This window comes from Sneathia sanguinegens, from assembly GCF_001517935.1.
GTDB classification, from domain to species: Bacteria; Fusobacteriota; Fusobacteriia; order Fusobacteriales; family Leptotrichiaceae; genus Sneathia; species Sneathia sanguinegens.
In genome coordinates this window covers 1-24,818 of record NZ_LOQF01000015.1, presented here as the reverse complement: position 1 = coordinate 24,818, position 24,818 = coordinate 1, and the positions used below count along the sequence as shown (strand labels likewise).

Below are 24,818 nucleotides of genomic sequence, written 5' to 3'. Positions count from 1 at the left end.
CAAAAAAAAAAAAAAAAAAGACCGAAATAAAATAAATTCTTTCAGTCAATGAATGCCAATATTAAATTTAGGTGTTAATCACCCATCATGGATATTATATATGTACTTAAGTACACATAAAATTCGTATATGGTACTTTTTCATAAATTAATTTCTTAAATGTTCATTATTTCTTCAATGCTACGACCGTCTTCAAGTTGACTAATAGCAATAGGTAAAGTATATCACCAAATTATTACACCAACCGATGCAATTGCTACCTTCTTTCTTTGATAATAAACAGTTTTCTCTAAAGATACACATCTCATACAAGCTTCATCAGTAATCTTTTTTTCAGAAATGTAGTAGTTATAAATAATCTTATGATAGATTTCTCCATACTCTGGATAAACTTTTAGCCTAATACAGGCATCATAAATTATTAAAAACATAAGCTTGCTATCCATTACATTGGATACTCTATTATTAAACTTTTCTTCAACTTTTTCTGGAGCAAATGTAGAAAGATACAAATAATCTGCATACATATTCAGTATATTCTTTAAAGTTTTACTTATTCTCAATCTAATCACCCCAATACAACATATTTACAAACTTGAATGTTTGTTCTATAATATGAATATAAGTTCAGTTTGCATTGTATCAGGAGGTTAAAGTTATGGCTTTTGCGGATAGATTAAAGAATTTTCGTGAAAAAGAACATTTAAGTCAAACAGATTTTGCAAAAATGATAGGAATAAGTACAAGAACTCTTGTACATTATGAAGACGGAGAAAGATACCCAAGAGATATCGAGGTTTACAAAAAAATAGCTGAAGTTATGGCCTGTGATTACAATTATCTTTTAGAAGAAAGTGACGAGTTTTTAAATCGAGTTTATAACATGGGTGGCAAAAAAGAATTGGAAAAAGCAAGAGCGTTAACAGAAGGTCTAAGTTCTTTATTTGCAGGTAGAGAAATTTCTGACAAAGATAAAGATGCTGCTTTTGAAGCTATTACCCATGCCTATTGGGAGGCTAAAAGAGAAAACAAGAAATACGGTCATAAGAAAAAAGATTAGGTGATTTTATGAGTATGAATCTCTATATATATGATAAGGTTAATCGAATTAATAAATGCTTTGAATATTAACCTGGTATATCTACCTGAAACAAAAATACTTTTAGGACTGAAGCTAATATTTTTGTAGCTCATTATTAGCAAAAATGGGCAAGTTTAATAAAATAATTAATGTTGCCCTGAACATGATGATTATTATTGGGAAACTCTATGGGAATTTTTATTATAGGATATAGTTTTCTACTATCTCATCACTACCTAATAACAAATTAGCTATCCCCTTTTCAATTACAGTAGTAATAATTTATGGAATATTGCTAGTTTTAATAAATCAAAAGCTACCAAAAATCAGTAAACTTCTAAACTATATAATTGCTTTTATTGAATCATAAGTTGCACTATGGTTGGCACTTGATTTTATAATAAATGTACTAGTTGCATTTAATGTGATTAATCAAAAATACCACCAAATACCTTTCACAAAAACTATAATGTTGAATAACTTCATACACTATGTAATTGTATATCAAAGTAGAATGAAATTTATTAATGGAGGAGATTATGAATAAAATAGATAAATCAATATCAATAACTTGCAAATCTATTGATGATAATATTAATATCTTTAGCAATGACAGAGGACTATTAAGCCAAAATATACTAAGCCAACTAAGAAATCTAGTTGAAGATATAGCCATAAAAGTTTTTTCAAACGGAAAAGATTTAGACCCTAAAGACTATAATGGTGTTAGAGTAAAAGCAATTAATTTTATAAAATCGAATAATAAATATAAATTTCTATCAGATTTTTATAAATTACTTAAAATTTCCGTTTCTCACTATACAAATGATAAAGAAGCATCTGAAAGATTAATGCTTAAATATTATAAATATATTTATGAAGCAAAATTGTTTTTAAAAAATAATTATAATATTGATGTTATAAATAATCTTGATAAATTTCCATTAAATACTGATTCTTCTATATTGGAATATTATACTAAAATATCAAAAAAAATTAATAATAAAGAATATTTTAATAATAAAGTAAATTATAACGATAGATACTATATACAAAAAATAAAACCATTTTTTATTGATTGTAAAATTTATTATGAAGTTACTTTTGTAACTGCATACTCAAATACTAGTAAATATAGTCGAATCATTGCTTTTACTAATTTAGATATTCCAGATAACTATTCTGTTAAATTATCTCTATATAAAGATAGTATTAATATGCTTGATACTACAATGCCGATTTATATTATAGATAATTATGAAATATCTATAAGACCTTGCGAATTAAATAATTTTGCTAAAATATTCAATTTAGATTTAAAAATAAAAACCAATTCGTCAGAATATTTAAATCTAATGCAATTTCTAACTACTAGCAACTTTTCATTAAATGAATTTATAGGTATGGATGAAGCACAATACAGTTTTTATTCAAATAAAATTTTTAATTCTAAAAAAACTCTCCTTTCTTCTTTATTTGACAAGTGTAGAGCTATAGTTAATAGTAAAAATCCTGGTGCTAATATCCTATTATATCTACTTAATAGAATGAATAACGAAACAATTAAAAGACAACTTTATAATTCTTCATGTGAGAAATTATCTAACTTGTTTTTAAACTATAAAGCAATACCGTTTGATGAAATGCCATATTGTTCTTCTTTGGTTTTTCATAATCCTAAACTTAAAGATCTTTATGATTCAATACCTCTAGATTCCCATGAACATGAACTACTTGCAAGAGTATTAAAAAACAATTCAGAAATTCATGGTAAATTATTTACACCTATAGAAGAACTTTGCGGATTTGAAAATATAGAATCTTTAATTAAAAATTATAACAATTCTTTATATTACAAACATAAATCTAGAAGTATACAACGGTATAAAAATTATATATATATTTCTGGTTATTTGGATGATTCTGTTAAAATAATTAATCGAATTAAGAACTTATCTAAAAAAGGTGTTGTTCAATATCAGGAATCTGTAGAATCTTGGCTAAAAACAGAAAATTATAATATTGACGATGAATATAAAAAAGAAGCTTTGAAACATATGTTTTCACAATCTTGTGTTTCAATAATTTATGGAGCAGCAGGAACAGGAAAAACTACCTTTATAAAACACATTTCTAATTTTTGGTCAAACAAAAATAAAGTTTTTATAGCTAATACTCATCCTGGCGTTGAAAATATGAGAAGGAAAATTGCAACTAAAAATTGTGAATTTATGACTATAAGTAAATATCTCAATTTCAAAGATAGCATTAACTGTGATATACTATTTATAGATGAATGCAGCACAGTTAGTAATTTAAATATGGCTGAAATATTAGAAAATATGAATTTTAAATTGCTTGTTTTAGTAGGAGACATTTATCAAATTGAATCAATAAGTTTTGGAAACTGGTTCAATTTGATAAACAAATTTGTTCCTAATAAAATATTATTCAATTTAACTAATTCTTATAGAACTACAAACGATAAATTAAAAAAAGTTTGGGATAATGTTCGTGAAATTAATCCTGAAATTCTTGAATCTATGATTGATAATGAAAATGTTGAAATTTTAAATGAATCAATATTTAAAAAACAATATATGGATGAAATAATTTTATGCTTAAATTATGATGGACTTTATGGAATTAACAACATAAATAAACTCTTACAAAATCAAAACCCTAATAAATCTTTTATTTGGGAAATGAACTCTTATAAAGTTAATGATCCAATACTTTTCAATGAGAATAATAGATTCTCACCTTTAATTCATAATAATGCAAAGGGTATAATAAAAGATATTTCTTATGACAATAAAGGAATAACTTTTGATATAGAATTAGAATATTCAATAAATGAATTGGATGCTTTGGGATATAACATCCAACTTAAAGGAATTTCAAAATCAGGAAATTCTATTATTTCGTTTAATGTTGAAAAAGCAAATAACACAGATGAAGATGACGATACAATGTCTAATGTTCCATTTCAAGTTTCTTATGCTATATCTATTCATAAAGCTCAAGGGTTAGAATATGATTCTGTAAAAATAATAATAACTAAAGATTCCGAAGAACGAATAACACACAATATTTTCTATACCGCAATTACTAGAGCAAAGAAAAAATTAAAAATATATTGGAGTCCAGAAACCGGACAATATATACTAAATAACTTGAAACATAAAAATATAAATAGAGATGCTAATTTGCTATCAACTATATCAGGAATAGAAATTTTTAATAATAACTTAATACACGTTTAATGCTTATAACTTTAATAGCAAGCACAGTAGGTGTACGGACACTTACGAAAAAATTAATGGAGCAGACCTTATAACGGAATGCTCCATTTTTTTAATTTTTACCTTGTTAGGGAGAACCCTAAGACCCAAAAATATATTTTATAAAGGTGGGAAAAATGGCAAATAGATTTAGAAATGAAAGAATATAAATAAAACTAACTAAGGAAGAGAAAGAAGTCTTTGAAAAGAAAATGAAACTTGCTAATTGCAAAACTATGTCTCATTTTCTTAGAAAATGTGTATTAGAAAAAGAGATTTATGTTGTAGATTTAGAACCATTTAGAAACCTACAATGGCTACTTTCAAATGCAACAAATAATATAAACCAGATTGTAAAAGCAACTAATACAACTTGTATTATTTCGACTCAATGAATAAGCAGATAGAAAAATTATCAAAAGAAATATGGCAGATCCATTCCCTGCTTCTTAATAAATCAAAAGAAAGTTCTGGTGATTAGTATGGCTATTACAAAAATACATCCTATAAAATCAACTCTAAATTTGGCAATAGATTATATAACTAAGAGTGAAAAAAACTGATGAAAAAATCTTGGTATCTTCATTTAAATGTCATCCATCTACTTCACGCATTCAATTTATGAAAACACGAGAAGATAATGATACTAAAGGTTCAGTTTTAGCTAGACATTTAATCCAATCTTTTCTACCAGGAGAGGATGATTCTATAAAAGCTCACGAAATTGGAATGGAGTTATGCAAGAAAATTTTAAAAAAAGATTATGAATTTGTTCTTGCAACTCATATAGATAGAAGGCATATCCATAACCATATTATTTTTAATAATGTTAATTACAAGACTGGTAAATGCTACCAATATAATAAAAAATCTTACCACAAAATTAGGTATCAAAGTGACGAATTATTTAAAAAAAATAAGCTTTCAGTCATCGATGAATATTATTAAGCTTACAAAAGAAAATATAAAACTGCCGGTAAATCTTGGTACGAATATGACCAAAACAAGAAAGAAAATTCCTGGAAATCTAAACTGCAATTTGATATAGATAGAATGATTAATAAGTCTAACTCGTGGGAAGAATTTGTAGAAAATATGAAATCTCTTGATTTTGAAATTAAGTTTGGTAAACACATTTCTTTTCGTCATAAAGATAAGCAAAGATTTACTAGAGAAAAGACTATCGGAGAAGATTATACTGAGGAAAAAATCAAAGAAAGGATAGATTTAGCTATAAAAAACAAAGCTAATCCTATTAAAAACTTGTAGGTAATGTTATTGATATATCTACTAATGAAAAACCACAATCCTCTAAAGGTTATGAAGATTGAACAAGAAAACATAATATCAAAACGATGGCTGATTCAATAATTAAGTTAAGAGAACAAGGCATTAATTCCATTACCCAACTCGATGATCTAATTAAAAAATCTGTTGATGATAGACAAGACTTATTAGTTAAAATAAAGAAGATTGAAACTAAAATGAAGAGTTTATCTCGAGATATGGAAAATATAAATACCACAAGAAAAATCCTGAAGATAAATAATTTGTAGAGGAGTATTATAGCGAACTTTATGTTTATAAAATAGCCACTAAAGAAATTTTAGAAAACTATAAAAAACTACCAAACACCAAAGAAATATTAACGACACTCTATAAATTTCAAGAAAAAAAGAACACCCTTATGCAAGAGTATTCTTTAAATAAAGAACAATTTTCTGACCTTGTTCAGTATAGGAAAAACTATGAAAATTATTATGGAAAAGAAGTGGAGAGGTAATTTAAATCTTAAATCATCTAATAGATTATTAAAGATATATTCCATACTATATTTGAAATTTTCACAAAATTACTTACTAAATTTAACGATTATTGTACAGTATTAATCACGTTGACTTTAAGTAACATTTATGCTATATTATAATTGTGTATTAAGGAGGAAATTTATTTTGAAACCAATAATAAAATGGCCAGGCGGCAAATCTAGAGAATTTGATAAAATTAAGGATTTAATTCCACAATATTCAAGATACATTGAACCTTTCTTTGGTGGCGGAGCAGTTTTTTTTGAATTAATGCCTTCTAAAGCTAAAATCAATGATATTTCTTCTTCTTTGATTTGTTTCTATGAACTTGTTAGAAATCAAAATGAAGAATTTAAAAATATATTATTAGAATACGATACTTCGTTCATTTCTCTTATTAATACGTGCGATTCATATAGCGATAAAATTCTTGAAGCTTATTTAAATGATGATAATAATAAATCAATTGATATTGTTAAATTTATTATATCAAAGACAAAGGTATCAAAGGAACTTGTTTTAGATTTAGACTCATATACAAAAATAATATTAGCAAGTGTATTAGATAAATTTAAAAGGACTAAACAAAATAATTTAAAAAGAAAATTTAGTGATAATGATTTATTAGAAAATTTAATAACAGGCTTCACAAGTGGATTTTATTTACATTTTAGGAATATATATAATGATATAAACCTAAATAGATTAGATACATCTAAAGAATTTGAAATTGCAAACTTCTACTTTATCAGAGAATACTGTTATGGTTCAATGTTCAGATATAATAAAAAAGGTGAGTTTAATATACCTTACGGTGGTATGAGTTATAATAGAAAACAATTTACAAAAAAAATTGTTTCGCTTTTTAATGTAGAAACTAAAAATATATTTGAAAATACTCAAATATACAATTTAGATTTTGAAATTTTCTTAGATAAAATAAAACTAACAAATGATGATTTTATTTTTTTAGATCCTCCGTATGATACTGACTTTTCTGATTATGAAGGTAAATCTTTTGATTTAAATGACCAGATAAGATTATGTAATTATTTAAAAAGAGTTCCATCAAAATTTATTTTGATAATTAAAAACACAGACTTTATATATAATTTATATAAATCTGATTTTAACATTCTATATTTTGAAAAAAATTATACCTATAATGTTAGGAGCAGAAACGAAAGAAGTGTAACTCATTTAATCATTAAAAATTTTTAATTATAATAATGTTCTTTGAATTTTTAAATAGAGTACCTCCTGCTTTAAAATACAGTAAATTAAGCAAGAGGTACTCTATTGCTGTATAAAATTATTTACATAACCTCTATAAGCTTCTATTTGCATATTCTGATTTTTTTATTTGTTCCTTAATTCTTTTTTTGGATGCATAAAAAAACTCTTTATCTATTTCTACCCCTATAAATTTCCTTTTTGTCTCTATTGCTGCGACACATGTGGTTCCTACTCCCATGAAAGGATCATAAACAATATCTCCTTCATCACTCCCAATGGTCATTAAATGTCTAATCAGTCTTAATGGTTTTTGAGCAGGATGTTTTGGGTTTTTAAGTCTTTCTTGACCCATACATATTGGACTTTCAAAAAAATTATGCATTTCTTTTTGATTTGTAAAGTTCCACTTATGACCTTTATTCCACAAACAAATAATCATCTCACAACTATTTAAAAATCCATTTTTATATATTTTTGGCATTGGATTTGTTTTGTGCCAAATAAAATATTGAAATGTATCAAATTCTTTATCAAATGCTTCATGCCATTTACCAATTAAATTGTAGCTAGTAAATATAAAAATATTTCCTTCTGGTTTAAGAACTCTTTTGAATTCATCGACAAATTCGAATGGATTAATTTCCTTATGATCCCATTCACCTAAATCATTATTAACCTCTGATCTGTTCGGTAATTTAATGTTTCCTCTTGAATACTGTGCTATATTGTATGGAGGGTCTGTTAAGATTAAATCTATTGAATTATTTGGTAAAGTACGTATATGATTTAAACAATCTTCATTAAATATTCTACCATATCTCATTCCAGAGCACTCCTTATCATAGACTTGATTCTTTCATTTAAATCTATTTCCTCTAAAGCAATTTTATAAAGTTCTGTAAATCTTTCATATACAATCCCTTTAGGCAAAATTTTATTCCATAAATCTTTTCCTATCAAAAACATTTCTGGGTAAGCCATATGTTTTTTTACAGCTCCTGTCCATGTATTACCTTCCCCATCTTTATTATAAAGTGTTGCAAAATATACTTTTGCATTTTCTACATTTACACCTGTATAAATCGAAAGTAATTTTTCTATATTCGACGGTGCATTAGAGCTATCTAAATCTCCTCCAGCTTTTAACTCTAGAATGTTCCAATTCTCACCATCATAAAAAGCCAAGTCTACAGGTTTGATTTTTATCTCATCGATTTTATACTCTTGTCCTATTGGTATCAATTCCTTAATACTCTCTTGAGTAACTCCACTTTCTTTCCTATTTTTTCCTCTTCCACTTGCGACATTACTAGCTCTAAATTTTGCAATCTCCCCTTTTAAAGTCCCGTGATCTAAGTCTATATCAGTCACAATAATCTGACCATTCACGACTTCCGCTTGAATATTGTGTTCGAGACCTCTTGGATTTATAATATAAGGTACATTTTCTTCTCCGTACCTTACTCTTGCTACCCTCTCTGCTACTCTCTCTATTGCAAAACCACTTTTTGATTCAAAGCTACTTACAAACACCATAGTGGCAGTAACAAGTTCATCAAGTTGTGATAGTAAAAAGTTATACCTTTTCTTATTATAATTAACAATAAAATCATCCTCTATAGTATCGATTAATCTTGAAAATTCAGCAAAGACTATATCCTTAACTATTGTCTCCATTTCATTTAAATTTTCTGTTTTATCAGATACATTTAACCCATTATCATCAACTATGTCCAGATTTTCAATTTCTTGTTCATCAAAGTCATTATCTACCAATGTCTCTTTTTCTTTATTATTTTCAACGCTTTTTTTAGTAGCTTTATTTTGTTTAATTATCTTAATTTCATCATTTGCATCATCTACATATATTTTATCATCTTTTTTTAAATTTCTAACTTGATCATTTTTATTTAATTTATAAATTTTTTTGTCTTCTCTCATTTTCAACTCCTTTAAATAATTCCGATATAGACATGTCAAACCCATCTGCAATTTTTTCAATATTCTTTAACGAAATATTTCTATTACCCGCTTCAACTGATGCTAAATAAGTTCGATCCATATTAATTTTTAATGCAAATTTTTCTTGACTAAGGCCTATATTTTTTCTTAATTCTTTTACTCTTTCCCCAAATTCCTCTAACAAATAGATCACCGCCCTTTTCCAGTTATTTTAATAATATCCTATATTTATGTGGCATATTAGTCAACGGTCTATAAGTAACAACGTGTTTCTTTTTAAAAAAAATAAAGGCAGTCAGAAGACGGTCATTGGAAAATCAATACTGTAAAAGGTACATTAAAAGGCAAAAGTACATCATTATTGGTCTTAACAGAAAGATATAGTAGATTAGAAATAATTCGTAAAATAGATAGCTGTAAAGCGGAAATAGTGAAAAATACAGTAGAAAAATGATATTAAAGACAATAACATCAGACAATGGTGTAGAATTTTATAAGGGGGTATGGAAGTCAAAGGAGTTACATGGTATTATAGTCACCCATATTGCTCGTTCGAAAGAGGAAGCAATGAGGTACAAAATAAAATAATAAGGAAATTTATACCAAAAGTTACAAAAATATCAAAATATAGCGTAAAAGAAATAAATGCGATAACAGAACATATGAATAATTATCCTAGAAAGATGTTTGGAGGGCGGACATCTAAAGAAATTTATGAAGAAAAAATAAAGGCATAACTACTAGAAAAAAAACTCGTCATTTATGGTAATTTAGAAGTTGATATTGTATTTGTTGATGAAGCTCATCTTCTTTTAACTCGATCAACACGATTTTATAATAAGAACAATAAAAAATGTAATAATATGTTAGAAGACATTGTAAAAAAAGCTAAAGTTACTATTGCTATGTTTGATGAAAATCAAATACTTACAACCGAACAATATTTATCTGATAGTGACATTAATAAATTTAGAAATATGTCTGAATTCCCAGTAATACGTTTAAAAACTCAATTAAGAATAAATAGTTCAAAAGAAGTTCTTGATTGGATAAATAATTTTATTGAAAATGGTATAATTAACGAATTACCTACTAACTTAGGTAATTATGAAATAAAATTCTTTGACACTCCAGATAAACTTAATGAAGCTATTAAAAATAAAGCAAATAATGATAAGACTAAATTGTCTAGACTTATAGCTACATATGACTGGGACTATAATTTTAAGAATAAAGATATTTCTATGGTATCAGAAGAAGCTAGTAAATATAATTGTGTAAATATAGGTGACTGGCATATGCCATGGAACAATGCTATACCTCATAAATCAAGCAATAAAAATGATGCATGGGCTGAACAAAAAGAAACAATAAATGAAGTTGGTTCTACATTTACTATACAAGGTTTTGATTTAAATTATGCTGGTGTAATATTAGGTCCATCAATTAAATATGAAAATGGGAAAATAGTGTATGACACTTCAAAAAAAGCATATGATAAAATGACAAGAAAACGTACAATTACTGAGGATGTAAAACAAAGTTTTGCTGAAAAATTTTCTAAAAACGAATTAAGAATACTTATGACTCGTGGTGTTAATGGATTGTACATTTATGCATGTGATGAGAACTTAAGAAATTATTTAATGAAACTTCAAAAAAAATAAGAAGTGTGTCCTATACTAAAGCTTGTATGGCAAAAAGACGATAGAATTTTTAATTTCTATCGTCTAATACCTTTTTAAATCTTTTTTGACCAATATATTTTTAATAATTTAGAAAGTATTATTTGTACAATTGCAACTATCATTAACGCTAAAAAGGCTTCATAACTTACATACGCTACAATTAAAGCAACAATTACAATAACCATTGAAAATATAGGTATTATATTTTCTCCTGACTTCATCTTTATTAATATCACTCTTTCATCTGTTTCTTTAATATACATCTTTTCCAATATATCTCTATTCCTATATGCTTTAATAAACATTGACATATAGAATACACATGCTAATTCAATTCCAATAAAAAATCCTACTACATAATCTGTCATATCTTCTTTTAATGGAAATTTATATTTTAAATAAAAATTACCAATAACAACTGCGAGTAAGGCTAATATACATAATAATAATAAAATATTAATTCTAAATCCTATTTCTTTTTTATATTTTTCTAATTTGTTCATATTAATCATCCTCCTCTATACTAAATATTTCTTCGATACTCATATCAAAAAACTTAGCAATTTTAAAAGCCAACGGCAGTGACGCTATATATTTTCCAGTTTCAATGGAAGTTATGGTCTGTCTTGTTACTCCAACTTCATTTGCCAATTCTTCTTGAGTTATTTTATGTTGTTTTCTTAATTGAGAAATTATATTTTTCATTTTTCTCCTCCAATAGCAAGCTCGCTTTACATATATAGCATAGCTCGCTTTACTTTTTTTGTCAAGCGTGCTTTGCTTTTTTGCTTTTATACTCGGAGGTAATTATTAGTAAATAAATAGATAAAAATAAAGAGCAACTATTAAGAATTTCTTAATAGTTCCGTCATTGAAATTCACTATCGCTTGCTGTGCTCTTGGTAGATATCCCATCTAATCACCCCAATACAACGTATTTACAAACTTGAATGTTTGTTCTATAATATGAATATAAGTTCAGTTTGCATTGTATCAGGAGGTTAAAGTTATGGCTTTTGCGGATAGATTAAAGAATTTTCGTGAAAAAGAACATTTAAGTCAAACAGATTTTGCAAAAATGATAGGAATAAGTACAAGAACTCTTGTACATTATGAAGACGGAGAAAGATACCCAAGAGATATCGAGGTTTACAAAAAAATAGCTGAAGTTATGGACTGTGATTACAATTATCTTCTAGAAGAAAGTGACGAGTTTTTAAATCGAGTTTATAACATGAGTGGCAAAAAAGAATTAGAAAAAGCAAGAGCATTAACAGAAGGTATAAGTTCTTTATTTGCAGGTAAAGAAATTTCTGACGAAGATAAAGATGCTGCTTTTGAAGCTATTACCCGTGCCTATTGGGAGGCTAAAAGAGAAAACAAGAAATACAAAGATTATGTGATTTTATGAGCATGAATCGCTATATGTAAAAATACAGAATTTTTATTTGATTTTATAGTTATAGGTTTAGAATTTTATATATCCATAAAAGATAAACTAGATAACAAATTAGCTATTCTCCTTTCAATTACAGTAGTAATAATTTATGGAATATTGCTAGCTTTAATAAATCAAAAGCTACCAAAAATCAGTAAATGCTTTTATAAACCGCTTTTAAGATTATAGGTCAAACTTATCATCAATTACCAATAACAAAAAAATGTATTCTTGATTAGCATTCCAGTCTTTAAAGGTAGAATGAAATTTATACTTGGAGGAAATTATGAGTAAAGAAAAGGATAAAAAAGAAATTCAAATTAGATCATCTGCTGCTGAATACTTGACTTTTATTGCAGCTAACGGTAATAACCAAGAAGCCATTGAAATTAGATATGAAAATGAAAATATTTGGCTAACTCAAAAGATGATGGCAGCTCTTTATGATGTAAGTGTATCGGCAATAAATCAACATCTAAAAAAAATATTTGACGATAACGAACTAGACGAAAATTCAGTTATTAAGAAATACTTAATAACTGCAAATGACGGAAAATCATATAATACAAAACACTATAACCTACAAACAATTATTGCAGTAGGATTTAAAGTAAATAACGAACGTGCCGTCCAATTTAGAAAGTGGGCGAACCAAATTGTACCTGTATTCTGTTCATTTTTATTTTCTTGCATATAGTTTTCCTCCTGTTTGTTTCAATTAAAAAAGACGATAAATTTTACTTCTATCGCCTTGCTTAAAGCTCGTATAACTGTCTAATCTGTTATCTGTATATTAAATTTTCAAATCTTTATTGCTTAACATTCCACCAAACATTGTATGATACATATCTTTAGAAGATTCTTCTATCTTGGTAATGCTTGATATTTTATTACCTGCATCCTTCGATGATGCTCCACAAAGATAAAAGGCTTCATTTTCTGCTCCATAGTCAATAGCAATATATCTATCATGGTACTTTCTTCCTGCTATCTTCATTTTTAAGTTAATATTTGGATAATCTCTTCTAAAATCGTTTAGGATATTTTTTGTAAGCATATCTTTATTTCTGACATTGTAGCTAAATATAATGACTTCGACATTATCTTTTGCAGCTCTTAAAAGTTCCAATGTTTTAAGTCCTATATAGTTATCTATTACATAAATGCTTTTCTTTGCAGACTTATATATTTTAGTATAGGCAACATCCGCTTCAATCTTATCTCCATTCATCAAAAGGAAATGCTTGTAAGTGTCCGGATCTATAAAATTATCCATCACCTTTTTCAAATCTTCTTTTGTAGCCATTCGCGACTTTATTTCAGCTATATCCTTTGTATTTTCATTTGTCTGTACTGCTATTTGCACTAATTCTTTTGAGCTAATAAAATCTTGATTTTCGATTATAAAGTCTTTCATCTGCTTAAACATTCGTATTAAAGCCTTACTTTGCTTAACAGCAAGTTCTCCTTTTAATACGGTCATAAGCATATAGATTCCCTGTTCTGTAAAGGCATAAGGCATATATCTTCTACCACCTGCCCCTTCATCTGATTTTGAGGTCAAAATTTTTGACCTCAAAAATTCCCATTCATCTTTTGTAAGTTGAAATCTAAAATCTTCATCAAATTTTTCTATGTTATTCTTAACTTGCTGATTAAATGTTTTTGTTTCATATCCATATATTTCAGCAAGTTCAAAATCAAGCATAACCTTTTGATTTCTTATATAGTAAATCTTACTTTTCATTGTAGTTTCATCTATCACTACAATTTCTCTGTTTTCTTCTGCCATGATATGCACCTCCAAAATTATCTAAATATCTTTTCCAGTCCGCCACGCACTGCGTAGCTTTTTTCTACTCCACCTTCCGCTTTTCCGATGTGTTCTACATTTTTTACAATTCCGTTATTTACATTTTCATAAAACCATCTGCCAATCAAAGCCGACGGTATTGCGATTAACTCTAGTAAAACAAACTCTTTACCCTTTGGTAAGGAGCTTATTTTGTTTAATAAAGTAGTATATAGGTCAGCATAACTTGTAGTTTACAATCTGATATTAGACCCCCTTTTATTATTTTTTAGATATAATTTCTTTAGAAGTAGGTATATGGTAATAGTACCACTTCACTGGATGTATAAACCCTTAATGATAGCTTTTTAATATTGAATATCCTATTTTAGAAAAATATTTTAATTTAACTCTTCTTTTTTTGAATTCAATTGAAGCTTTTTCTATCCTTTATGATATATCACTTTTATGTCATAAAAAATACCACCTTCTATGATTTATATATTCATCATAAAAGATAGCATTTTTATTATTTTTTAAATTACAGACTTTTTGAGACACTCTCTTTTTTTTATACACCATCAATAAATCTAATGAATTTATTTAATATTATTAAATCTCTTTCAATAACTTTAACGATTGAAATATCTATATTTTTTATTTTAAATTCTAATTGATTATATAACTCCTTACATATATCTCTTCTTATACTCGTTAATAATTTATCACAATCAATTCGTGTGTGTTTAGTAAATGGATTTCTATTTTCATCAGGAAATTCATCTATAAAATTATTAACTGGATTATTCTCACCTATCATATATGGCTTTAAGGTTTGACATTTTATAAATTTATAATCGTTGAGTTCTTTTTTATAACATATATACATATGTGCTTGATATGCCAATTTTGAATCTATTTTTGGATAAGGAATTTTCATTCTTAAAACATCACTATTTTTAATCAATTGCTAATGCTCCTTCCTCATCAATTTCTATATAAACAGGATTATGTAATTCTTCATTTTTTACAATTTTCATTAATGTATCTAAATGCGTTTCTGTTAACATTGGGTATTGTTCTTTAGATATAACAAAATTAATGTCATTTATAGGTAAAATTATAGAATTTTCAATTTCTTCTATAGAATACATTTTTTCTAATGTTTCAATCATTTTTTTATCTCTATCATCGAAATCCGATTCACTTAATTCAACTTGTTTTTGCCCCGAATTAATTAATTTTTCTTTATTACTCCATAAATTAAGTTTATGTGTTAATTCAGACAATTCAATTTCATTAAGAATTGAAACTAAATAATTACATATAATAGCTATTCTTTCATTTATATTTTTTTTATTTTTCATATATGTAGATCTTGCTAATGAATTGAATTGATTTCTATCTTTAGTATAATCTCCCCAAACCACACTAAATACTGGTCCTTTTTGATATCCTTTTAAATAAGTAAAATCTGTTTTTTCTCCATTAACCTTACTCATTAATTCATAAAATAATAAAAATTTTTGTAATTTTAGTGGAGAATTATATGCAACGATATTTTTTTCCAATAACCAACCACTTAAATTTAATTTTCTTTCATTTGAATTTACCATCATAATCCCCCCCCACTAATTTATACACAAATTATATCATTTTTTTATTTTAAAATATAGTTTTTTTTACATACAATTGTAGTTTTCAATCTGATATTAGATCCCCTTATTGTTTTTTTATTATTTTTTAGATATAATTACTTTTATGTCATAAAAAATGCCACCTCCTATGATCTATGTATTCATCATAAAAGATAGCATTTTTATTATTTTTGTTTATCAAGTTTAATATTTATAGCTTAAACCTACACTTGTAGTTACTCTTTTTGTAGTATTTATTCCTATTGCTCCGTTTATACTAAAGTTATCTATTGTATATTTAGCCCCTAAATTATAGCTAAATTTATGTTTATTTTCATTATATCCTCTTAACTTAACATCTATATCGTCTAATTTAGCATTTAAGTAATCTCGTGTAGAATAAGTGTAAGAATATTTTACACCATTAGTAATACTAAAATTATTTATTTTATATTCTGCATCAACACCTACTTTAGTAGTTAATTTGTGTATATTATTGTTTTCAAATTCTAATGCTAAATTATTTAAAATGTCACTAGACATACTTTCTTTTACATCATGTAGTTTTGTATAACTATAATCTAATTCTACATTTGGTTTTATGACTAAATTGTCTAATACTTTTTTCTTGTATTCTCCTTGTAAACTTAAATTCACATTTGATACTACAAAATTATTATTTATTTTAACTTGATTGTTATTTAATGTTCTTGTCATATCACCTAATGTTAAATTATAACTTGCACTACCTAAGATGCTTATATCATTAAAGTCTTCACTAACATTCAACCCTAAACCATATGTACTATTTTCTATTTTACCACCATTTGTGAATGTATACTTACCATTATATATATTTCCAAATACTCCTACATTTATATCATTTGCTAATGTTTTTTTTACTCCTACACTATATCCACTAAGATGTCTATTAAAAGCATTTGCTCTTTTATCTTTAAATATGTTAAATTTATCTAATCTATTCATGTATACACTGTTATTATCGTTTATTCTATATTGTGATATGTTATTTGATAAAATAGTATCGTTAGCATTTATCGTTTCATTTATAAAACTTGTATAGTTGTCTGTAAATATCTTATTTAATGCACTACTTTCACTCTTATCTGTTACATTTATAAAACTACTGTTTGCCTTAGTACCATATTTAAATTTATATTCTTTAAAAAATTCTTTTGCTACTACATCGTAATATGGTAAATTTTCCTTTTCACTTTCGCTCAAGTCTTTAAATTCCCTATATTTTTTTTCTGCAACTTCATATACTTTATTGTTATTTAAATCTTTTCCACTTTCTACAATTTTAGCAAAAACATTTTCTAATTCCATATCCTTTAGATCTACATCTTTGCCTTTTATTGTAGGTGTTTTCCCATTTTTACTTACTACTTGCATTTTACCTTTATTTATGAACTTATCTGCATTTATGTTTTTTTCTAACAATAATTTAGATTCTTTACTTCCATAATATTCTTTTACATTTAAATCTTTTTTTACATCCATATTTGCATTATTATATATATTATTATTTACATTTACTTTTCTACCAGATATTTCTAAAATACCATCATTTAATATTTCATACTTTGAGTTACTATCATTTTGTAATACTAATTTACCATCTAATATTTGAGTATTACTATTATATAATTGCTTACCTGTTAAATATAATGTACCTTTACCAGCTTTTCTTAATCCACCTTTTGCTACATTGTCATAATAATTTCTTTCTGAATCCAACACATCTGGTATTCTATATCTATAAGTTTTACTATCATTTGATGGTATATTTACTGTTTTGTATGTCTTACTATTTCCATCTCCTTTTAATCCACCTTCAATATCATTTGACCATATTGATGTTACATCACTAGGTATGTCTACATACATATAAAATAAGTTTTTATCTCTTTTGTCTACTACTTTGTCATAGTTTCCTTTCCAATATTTTTCCTCTTCAATTAAACCACCATTTAATGCTCCAGGTCCTTTTAATGCTTTTTCTTGATTTAATACACCCCAACCAAAAACATTGTTTAAATATGTTTTATCAGATGTAGCTGTTGTGAATAAAATTTGTTTAACTTGATTATATGTTAAATATGGGTATTTTTTCAATATCATTTGTGCAGTTCTTGCTACAAAAGGTGCACTATAACTTGATCCAAAACTTCTATTTTTAAATCCAGGTGCTGCCATTGTTAAAGATCTAAGTAACATTGCCTTTGATGTATTATATTCTGGAATATAATAATCTTTATTGTTTATTGTAGCTACTTTGTTTTGTGGTAATTTTTCCCAATCTACATTAGGTGTAATAATGTTTGATACCAATATCATATCATTTCTTGCTATCTTTTGTAATTCTGGACTTAGTGTAGTATATGTATATTGTGAATAACTAGAACACCAATAAGTATTTCCACCATTACCTAAACTTTTTAACACTAATCTATCGTTTTTAAAATCACCCTTAATATTATTTGCTAATTTTGACCAATTAGTTATTGCTGCACTTCCATTAAATAAAGTTGTTTCAAAATCTTCTACATACATTTCTCTATTTTTAACAAAATGTATCACATTTGGAAAACTTTCCTCTCCAAAACTTAAATTAATTATTCCTTTAGCATCATATATTTTTTTACCTTTATGTTTATTATGATCCATATAACTAAAATATTTATGTAAATTAACATGTTCTAAAACATCATCTGATACAGGTTTTGATAATTTATAATCATTTCCACTAGCACCATTGTTTTCTAAATATGTCATTAAGACACGTTTAGCATGAGTGTTATTAGCCTTATTTATCCCATCTATATTTTTTTCTTTCAAACTATTAATTGCTACATCTACATCTTTTGCAGAATTATCAGTATCTACACCATTATTATCATTTATCCATTCAAATATATTAACTACATTATTGTCTTTTGATTTTATTGAATCTATATTCTTTAAAGTTATATTATCTTCTATAACATCATCTTGTTCTACAGTATCTTCAACTTTATGTTCATCATTAGAGGGTATATTTTGATGAATATCATTATTTGACCCAACACTAGCACTACTACAACTTACAATACAACCTACAAAAAATAATAAACTAAGTATTTTAATTTTTTTCATTTTATCTCCTTTCTTTACTTGAAATTTATATAAAAATTTTTCTATCACTATTATATTAATTTTATACTATGTTTTTCTATTCTAGTAAAGATACCCTTGGATTAAAACTAAATTAAAAGTCATATTCCTTAGCAATAAGGCAACATTTTTTGTATCAATTAAATAATGGCAACCAATATTTTAGCATTACATATTTTCTTTTGTTATTTTCTTCATTGTAATATTTTATTAAATTTTTTATTAAGCTTTGATATAATATTTCTTTTTTAACACAAATTTATCACATTTAATTTAAATATTATGTATTTTTTTTAGTTCTTACTATTATTTTAAATTTTCTGTTATATTTTAATATAGTACAATATTTTTTTATTATATGATTACACATACTTGTCATAATCAAAATTATCTTTTTACTTACATCCAAACTCTTTTAAAAATTTAATTTTATTGTCTTCTGTCCAGCAAATTAATGATATTCCATCAAATTCACTAACTATATCATCATAAATGCACTTGAATTTCCACTCTACAATAGTTTGATTATCCTTATGAAAAAATTGTAATATATCCCATAGAATAACTTTCCATCTTTTATTCCATTCATCAAACCAATATTTTACACTCTTACAATCTTTGTATTTTTGTTCCCAATTTTCAATATATATTACATCATTTGTAAAAATATCATCTATACCTAAATCTTTTTGTTTAAGCCACATTGAAAACCACAAATAAATTATTTCTTCTCTTTTAGCCATGATACCTTTCCTTTGTTACTAACTTTTTTATCTTTTATGGCTTATTTTTAACTTTATTATATTCTTTCACATTATTTTTTTCAATATCTATATTTTTTGTATTTAAACAGGCTATAGCCTAGTTTTTACTAGGTTATAGCCTTTATAAAGGATTGAACCATTTTTAATTTTTATTAATTTAATGTCTATTAAATATTTATACCTATGTTATATGAATAAATAATTGCTGATATAATAATTGAAATGCATGGCACTAGCCACAAGACAAACATATACATATTTTTGCTTATATTTTGCTTACGAGGAGTCTTAGCTGTTACAAAAGCACTGAATAAATGAATTATCAATAAAATAAGTGGTAGACCTATTACTCCTACAATTTTACTACTAAACATATTTGCATCGTTACAAAGTCCAAAATGTATTGCCATGGTATTTGGGAGTTTATTCCATAATATCATACCAGCTAATATTGGCAACAGAGTAATAATACTTGTTAAAATTAATGTTTTTCTATTTCTCTTTACCATCCGTATAACCTCCTTAAAATATTGTAACTTCTCAACCTCTATTTTACTCCTTACTTCTATTAATTGCAATATATCATACATATTTATTCTATTACGACACCTAATTGTCTTAAATGTTCCATTCTTTGTTCTTTATCAGGATGACTACTTTCTAAACTAGCAAAAAAGTTTTTTTCTTTTGGATCTCCAATAACTTCTAAAAGTCTACATAACTCTTGTCCATAACCTAATTCAAATGAAAATTTATCTGCTTCAAGTTCTTCAGATCTACTTGTTTTCATTACAAGTAATACACCAACTTTAGTCCATATATACATAAATCCATTTATAATTACAGTAACAAATAAATATGCAAGCCAACCAACAATATATTCAAATAAACGATTTTTTTTAGATACAAAACAAAAAATATTAAATATTGCATATAATATAGCAAAAATAACTCGTATAACAGTTACTATGGCTGTAATTATCATATTACCAACAGTAACAATAAGAATTAAGTCTGTATCTTTATGTGCTAAATGACCAAATTCATGACCAAAAGTTGCTTTAATTTGGTCGCTAGGCATATTAATTAATCCTTTTGTAATACATACAGTTTTTCTACCTGTAGCAAATGCATTTGGTTCTTCGGAATCATTTACATATAATTTAACATTTGCAGGTATACTAGGATCTAATTTTCTTGCTTTTTCATATACTTCATTAAAGATAGGCTCAATATATTCTAGCAATCTAATATCTTCAATTTTCTTACAACCAAGTTGTCTTCTCATTATCCATTCACCAATTGGGGATAACGCAATTACAATTGAAATAAAATACAAGACAAAACTTAATAAAATTGCAAGTATAATATTCAAAGCATTGACTACTCTAAAAAGCAAATTAAATACTACACAAGAAATTATTAAAAGATTTAAAATAAGATAAATAATCACAGGAATTTTTGATTTTTTCATAATTCTTTCATAAAATTCAACAAAATACATACTTACATAGCATGGAAATTCACCATACTCTCCTTTCTTCAATTTAACTTTAAATTTGGAAATTACAACAATATTATACAACAGTTTCTAATTTTGTCAATTTTTGCATAAAATTTATATTTTTTCACCGAATAAATTAATATAAAAAAAGGTGCACAAGTTATTTTACTTGTACACCTTACTTATAAAGTACCTATTTTTTCAATAGTTTCAAAATTTCTTCAAGTTGTTTTTCTAGCTTATTAGTCTTTTCAGTTTGTAATCTTAATTTTTCTTCAAGTTCACTAATTTTCTTTCCTTTTTCAGGATATTTATCAGTCTTAAATTCACCAAGCATTACTCCTAAACCTGCTCCTAATGCTATATTTCCTTTTGTATTTACTGAACCACTTACTCTATATGATACCATTCTATTTTCACTAACTCCACTGAAACCTATTGCTAAGGCATTTGATCCTCCATAATATCCATATGCTGCTGATATATTAGTCTTGTATTTTGAGTATGAATTTGCTTGCAATAAGTTTGCCATAGCTACTGCATTTGCTACTCCTCCTAATGCTAAATCAGATTTCTTGTTTGCTTCAACTACAGTATTAGATATATTACTTACCTTTGCATCAACTTCAGTTTTATTATAGTAATTTTTATTTAGATGTTCATTTACTTGTTTATCTGTTACTAATATACCTTCAGGTTTTGTAATATTTGCTCCTTCACTTATATTATTAGCAAATTCTTTCTTATCAATATTAGATCCATCTTTATTCATCTTCTTATCTAATTCTTCTAACATTTGACCTGCATTAACTGCATCTTTTGAATCCTTTACTAATCTTGCATTTGCAATATTACTTAATGTCATAGCTTTATTATTTGGTAAAGCCTTGATTACAACATCTTTTGCTTCTTTACCTTCAAGCTTGTTACCATCCTTTGTATATTCTTTATTAACTTCATCATATACTGCTTTTTCTAAGTCACTTGCTTCGTAGAATTTATTATTTTTTCCTTTAACTACAACTTTATCTTCTGCTTTTGCATTCTTAAGATCATCACCTTCTAATGCTTTTGCTTCAGTTGCTTCTGTAGGTTGAGCAGAATCACCACTCCATTTCTTAGTTGCTTCATCATAAGTTCTATCTTTTATATCTTTTTCTTTATAGAACTTACCATCTTTTGCTTTTACAACCTTATCACCTTTATCAAAGTATTTTCCTTCTACTTCTTGTGTACCTTCTGCATATACTTTTCCATCTTCAGATACTATAGTTCCAGTTTTGTATTCTGTACCATCTTTTCCAAATACTGTGTCTTTATTCTTTTCGTAATATTCAAATGGACTACTATTAGTCTTTAATCCAGTTATTGTTCCATCTGAATTAATTGTTAATGTTGACTTATTATTTTTCTTAAATTCAATCTTGTCACCTGTAATATTTACTGTATTACCTTTATCATCTTTTGCTTCAAATGACTTCATATTCTTTAAGTTAGCTGATAATTGAAGTTCAACATTACTTTCTTTAGCAACAACATTAATATTACCTTCAGCACTTTCAAATTTATTATCTATAGTTCCTTCACCTTTGATATTTACTTTATCATTAAGTTCCTTAGTTTCTCCAGTATTACCTGCAAATTTTAGACCTTTATTCTTCAATTTGTCAATATCTCCAGTAATTGTTTTAACTTTTTCATCAACATAATTCTTATTCGCTGCCATATGTCCATCAGACTTATCATCTAAATCCTTAAGTCCTGTTATACTTCCAGTTCCTACAGTCTTATTATCAGCAGTTGTTGTTGCAAAGTCTATTGATGATTCCTTTATTGATACAGATGGTTTTGTTGCATCTTTTTTAGTTATTTCTATTCCATCTTTACCAATCTTAGTTGTTACTCCATCAGTACCAGTCTTAAACTCTGTTCCATTTTCATTTAATGTTACTTTTGTTTCTTTATTTTCTATTGATTCTATAGCCTTTAATTCTTTTGCTAGACCTACTTCAATATTGCCTGTATTATTATCTACCTTAACTGCAATATTTTTTGTTTCGTACTTAGTAGCAAAATTATTCTTATCTAAACCATTGTAATTAGATGTAGTACCATTAATAGTAATAGTATCACCTAAAAACTTAGTAGCTGTTCCTGTACTTCCTACAAATGTAATACCTTTACTTGCTAAGAATTGTAAGTCTCTTAATGTTACTACCTTGTTAAGTTCAGCATCTTTATACACATCTTTTTTAGCTTCCTTATTAACAAGTTTATTAAGAATTTCATTATTCTTATCTTTTTTATCCTTGCTTAATCCCAAGGCACTTGCTACATTACCTAATGTAATAGGTTCTGTTGTTTTACCATCCGGTTTAACAGTTGATAAAATTACATCTTCTGGAACTACTTCTTTAGCATTTTCTTCTTTTGTTCCATCTGCTTGTGCTTTATAGAATTTACCATCAGTATCTTTCATTAGCTTATTGCCATCTTTGTCTGTATAAACTACTGTTCCTAAAGTTCCGTTCTTCAACTTATCTTGTTCTGTACCATTAGCATTTATCTTATTTAATACATCTTTAACTTCTTTTTGAGTTGCTGCTACTCCAGATTGACCATATTTTGCATTATCTACACTAGTATCTTCTAGACCAGTTATGCTTCCACCTTTATCTGATGTTGTAATTGATACTGTTTTGCCATTATTACCTATTTTAACTGAACTAAATTCTGGACTATCACTAAATGCTAATGAGATTATACTATTATCTCCATCTTTTGCTATCTTAGTCTTTATATTCTTTCCAAGATACTTAATACCATTGTCTGATATTTCCTCTGTAGCACTTGCTATTTTTATACTACTTCCTAATTTTTGTGTTTGTTCTCCACCTAGATCTGCATTAAATTTAAGTCCTTTATCTTCTAATCCACTCTTTATCTTATCAACATATTCCTTAACAGCACTACTCTTAGCTAAGTTATTTCCATTTTCTAGACTCTCATCTCCAAGTTTTGTTACCCAGTTAGTAATATCAATATTACTTGCATCTTTTAAAGCATATTCTTTTAATTTATTATATACTTGCCCACCATTTATTGCTTCTTTTGAATTATCTGATATACTTCCATCTGCTACTCTTAGAACTGTTGTTGGTTTATCAGTACTTCCATCTGGATTTACTAATGTTGCTAATATATCTTTAACTTCATCTGCATAAGAATGTCCTACTTTTAAAGCTCCATTATCTTCAACATATTCTGCTTTATAGTATTTACCATCATTAGCTTTTACTAATCTATTTCCATCTTTATCTGTATAGACTACTGTTCCTGCTTCACCATTTCTTAGTGCATTTACCTTAGTTGTTAGGTCTTTTCCATTTAGTCCATCATTTCCTGTTAAGCCCTTTGAACCTGCACTACTATCTCCAGTTTTTCCAT

Annotated in this window: 23 protein-coding genes and 1 pseudogene; 10 read left to right on the top strand and 14 right to left on the bottom strand. The window is 26.5% G+C overall.

Translation table 11 applies throughout. The features are described from left to right. Positions 1 to 224 precede the first annotated feature (224 nt). Entirely contained in the window at positions 225 to 563 is a 339-nt protein-coding gene (locus AWT65_RS05975) for a hypothetical protein (RefSeq protein ID WP_198142963.1), read from the bottom strand. A gap of 95 nt (positions 564 to 658) precedes the next feature. Between AWT65_RS05975 and AWT65_RS05970 the strand changes: the two genes are divergently transcribed. From AWT65_RS05970 to AWT65_RS05940, 6 genes and pseudogenes are all read left to right on the top strand, one after another. Beyond that, on the top strand, positions 659 to 1,060 hold the full coding sequence (locus AWT65_RS05970) for a helix-turn-helix domain-containing protein (protein WP_066730124.1): 402 nt from the start codon (positions 659 to 661) through the stop codon (positions 1,058 to 1,060). Between the two features lie 560 nt (positions 1,061 to 1,620). Then, complete coding sequence (locus tag AWT65_RS05965; RefSeq protein WP_066730123.1) at positions 1,621 to 4,347, top strand: ATP-dependent DNA helicase; 2,727 nt, start codon at positions 1,621 to 1,623, stop codon at positions 4,345 to 4,347. A gap of 188 nt (positions 4,348 to 4,535) precedes the next feature. Continuing rightward, positions 4,536 to 4,846, top strand: a pseudogene (locus AWT65_RS05960) (plasmid mobilization protein). Between the two features lie 68 nt (positions 4,847 to 4,914). Next, entirely contained in the window at positions 4,915 to 5,313 is a 399-nt protein-coding gene (locus AWT65_RS06955; RefSeq protein WP_445783334.1) for a relaxase/mobilization nuclease domain-containing protein, read from the top strand. A 105-nt stretch (positions 5,314 to 5,418) separates the two neighbouring features. Continuing rightward, a complete protein-coding gene (locus AWT65_RS06950) occupies positions 5,419 to 5,634 on the top strand; it encodes a relaxase family protein (RefSeq protein ID WP_066730122.1) in 216 nt (71 codons plus the stop codon). Between the two features lie 683 nt (positions 5,635 to 6,317). Continuing rightward, positions 6,318 to 7,394 (top strand): DNA adenine methylase, encoded by a 1,077-nt coding sequence (locus AWT65_RS05940; RefSeq protein ID WP_066730121.1) that lies wholly within the window; start codon positions 6,318 to 6,320, stop codon positions 7,392 to 7,394. Positions 7,395 to 7,500: 106 nt separating this feature from the next. Here the strand turns inward: AWT65_RS05940 and AWT65_RS05935 are convergent, their stop codons facing one another. The 3 genes from AWT65_RS05935 to AWT65_RS05925 are packed head-to-tail and all read right to left on the bottom strand — an operon-like array spanning position 7,501 to position 9,555. Continuing rightward, positions 7,501 to 8,232: a DNA-methyltransferase gene (locus tag AWT65_RS05935; protein WP_066730120.1), complete on the bottom strand. Its 732-nt coding sequence runs from the start codon at positions 8,230 to 8,232 to the stop codon at positions 7,501 to 7,503. Next, a complete protein-coding gene (locus AWT65_RS05930) occupies positions 8,229 to 9,350 on the bottom strand; it encodes a hypothetical protein (RefSeq protein WP_198142962.1) in 1,122 nt (373 codons plus the stop codon). Before AWT65_RS05930 ends, AWT65_RS05935 begins: the two co-directional genes overlap by 4 nt. After that, on the bottom strand, positions 9,325 to 9,555 hold the full coding sequence (locus tag AWT65_RS05925) for a helix-turn-helix domain-containing protein (RefSeq protein WP_083497852.1): 231 nt from the start codon (positions 9,553 to 9,555) through the stop codon (positions 9,325 to 9,327). Before AWT65_RS05925 ends, AWT65_RS05930 begins: the two co-directional genes overlap by 26 nt. Before the next feature lie 319 nt (positions 9,556 to 9,874). Here AWT65_RS05925 and AWT65_RS05920 point away from each other — a divergent pair, with 319 nt between their 5' ends. Together AWT65_RS05920 and AWT65_RS05915 are read left to right on the top strand one after the other, a co-directional pair. After that, positions 9,875 to 10,108, top strand: a complete 234-nt coding sequence (locus tag AWT65_RS05920; RefSeq protein WP_066730118.1) for an IS30 family transposase — start codon at positions 9,875 to 9,877, stop codon at positions 10,106 to 10,108. A 21-nt stretch (positions 10,109 to 10,129) separates the two neighbouring features. Then, positions 10,130 to 11,038 carry a DNA/RNA helicase domain-containing protein gene (locus tag AWT65_RS05915; protein ID WP_083497851.1) on the top strand — a complete coding sequence of 303 codons (909 nt, stop codon included), beginning with the start codon at positions 10,130 to 10,132 and terminating at the stop codon, positions 11,036 to 11,038. 74 nt (positions 11,039 to 11,112) lie between these two features. Here AWT65_RS05915 and AWT65_RS05910 read toward each other — a convergent pair whose 3' ends face one another. Together AWT65_RS05910 and AWT65_RS05905 are read right to left on the bottom strand one after the other, a co-directional pair. After that, entirely contained in the window at positions 11,113 to 11,562 is a 450-nt protein-coding gene (locus tag AWT65_RS05910; protein ID WP_066730116.1) for a hypothetical protein, read from the bottom strand. Position 11,563: 1 nt separating this feature from the next. Beyond that, the gene (locus AWT65_RS05905) at positions 11,564 to 11,764 is read right to left on the bottom strand and encodes a helix-turn-helix transcriptional regulator (protein WP_066730115.1); all 201 of its coding nucleotides are present in this window, start codon (positions 11,762 to 11,764) and stop codon (positions 11,564 to 11,566) included. Between the two features lie 304 nt (positions 11,765 to 12,068). Between AWT65_RS05905 and AWT65_RS05900 the strand changes: the two genes are divergently transcribed. Beyond that, positions 12,069 to 12,470: a helix-turn-helix domain-containing protein gene (locus tag AWT65_RS05900; protein ID WP_066730114.1), complete on the top strand. Its 402-nt coding sequence runs from the start codon at positions 12,069 to 12,071 to the stop codon at positions 12,468 to 12,470. Positions 12,471 to 12,783: 313 nt separating this feature from the next. Further along, positions 12,784 to 13,194, top strand: a complete 411-nt coding sequence (locus AWT65_RS05895; protein WP_198142961.1) for a virulence RhuM family protein — start codon at positions 12,784 to 12,786, stop codon at positions 13,192 to 13,194. A gap of 96 nt (positions 13,195 to 13,290) precedes the next feature. On the opposite strand, the gene AWT65_RS05890 is transcribed toward AWT65_RS05895, so the two are convergent. The 8 genes from AWT65_RS05890 to AWT65_RS05855 form a co-directional block, all read right to left on the bottom strand. After that, the gene (locus tag AWT65_RS05890) at positions 13,291 to 14,289 is read right to left on the bottom strand and encodes an ORF6N domain-containing protein (RefSeq protein ID WP_066730112.1); all 999 of its coding nucleotides are present in this window, start codon (positions 14,287 to 14,289) and stop codon (positions 13,291 to 13,293) included. 571 nt (positions 14,290 to 14,860) lie between these two features. Continuing rightward, entirely contained in the window at positions 14,861 to 15,256 is a 396-nt protein-coding gene (locus AWT65_RS05885) for a hypothetical protein (RefSeq protein ID WP_066730111.1), read from the bottom strand. After that, positions 15,249 to 15,908, bottom strand: coding sequence for a hypothetical protein (locus AWT65_RS05880; protein WP_066730110.1), 660 nt, complete (start codon positions 15,906 to 15,908; stop codon positions 15,249 to 15,251). Before AWT65_RS05880 ends, AWT65_RS05885 begins: the two co-directional genes overlap by 8 nt. A gap of 222 nt (positions 15,909 to 16,130) precedes the next feature. Next, positions 16,131 to 19,085, bottom strand: a complete 2,955-nt coding sequence (locus tag AWT65_RS05875; RefSeq protein WP_066730109.1) for an autotransporter domain-containing protein — start codon at positions 19,083 to 19,085, stop codon at positions 16,131 to 16,133. 413 nt (positions 19,086 to 19,498) lie between these two features. Further along, the gene (locus AWT65_RS05870) at positions 19,499 to 19,846 is read right to left on the bottom strand and encodes a conjugal transfer protein (RefSeq protein WP_066730108.1); all 348 of its coding nucleotides are present in this window, start codon (positions 19,844 to 19,846) and stop codon (positions 19,499 to 19,501) included. 188 nt (positions 19,847 to 20,034) lie between these two features. Continuing rightward, positions 20,035 to 20,376: a DUF1648 domain-containing protein gene (locus AWT65_RS05865; protein WP_066730107.1), complete on the bottom strand. Its 342-nt coding sequence runs from the start codon at positions 20,374 to 20,376 to the stop codon at positions 20,035 to 20,037. Between the two features lie 83 nt (positions 20,377 to 20,459). After that, positions 20,460 to 21,341, bottom strand: coding sequence for a zinc metalloprotease HtpX (locus AWT65_RS05860; RefSeq protein WP_198142960.1), 882 nt, complete (start codon positions 21,339 to 21,341; stop codon positions 20,460 to 20,462). Positions 21,342 to 21,564: 223 nt separating this feature from the next. Beyond that, positions 21,565 to 24,818, bottom strand: a 3,254-nt coding sequence (locus tag AWT65_RS05855; RefSeq protein ID WP_198142959.1) for a YadA C-terminal domain-containing protein, incomplete at its 5' end; no start/stop codon positions are given.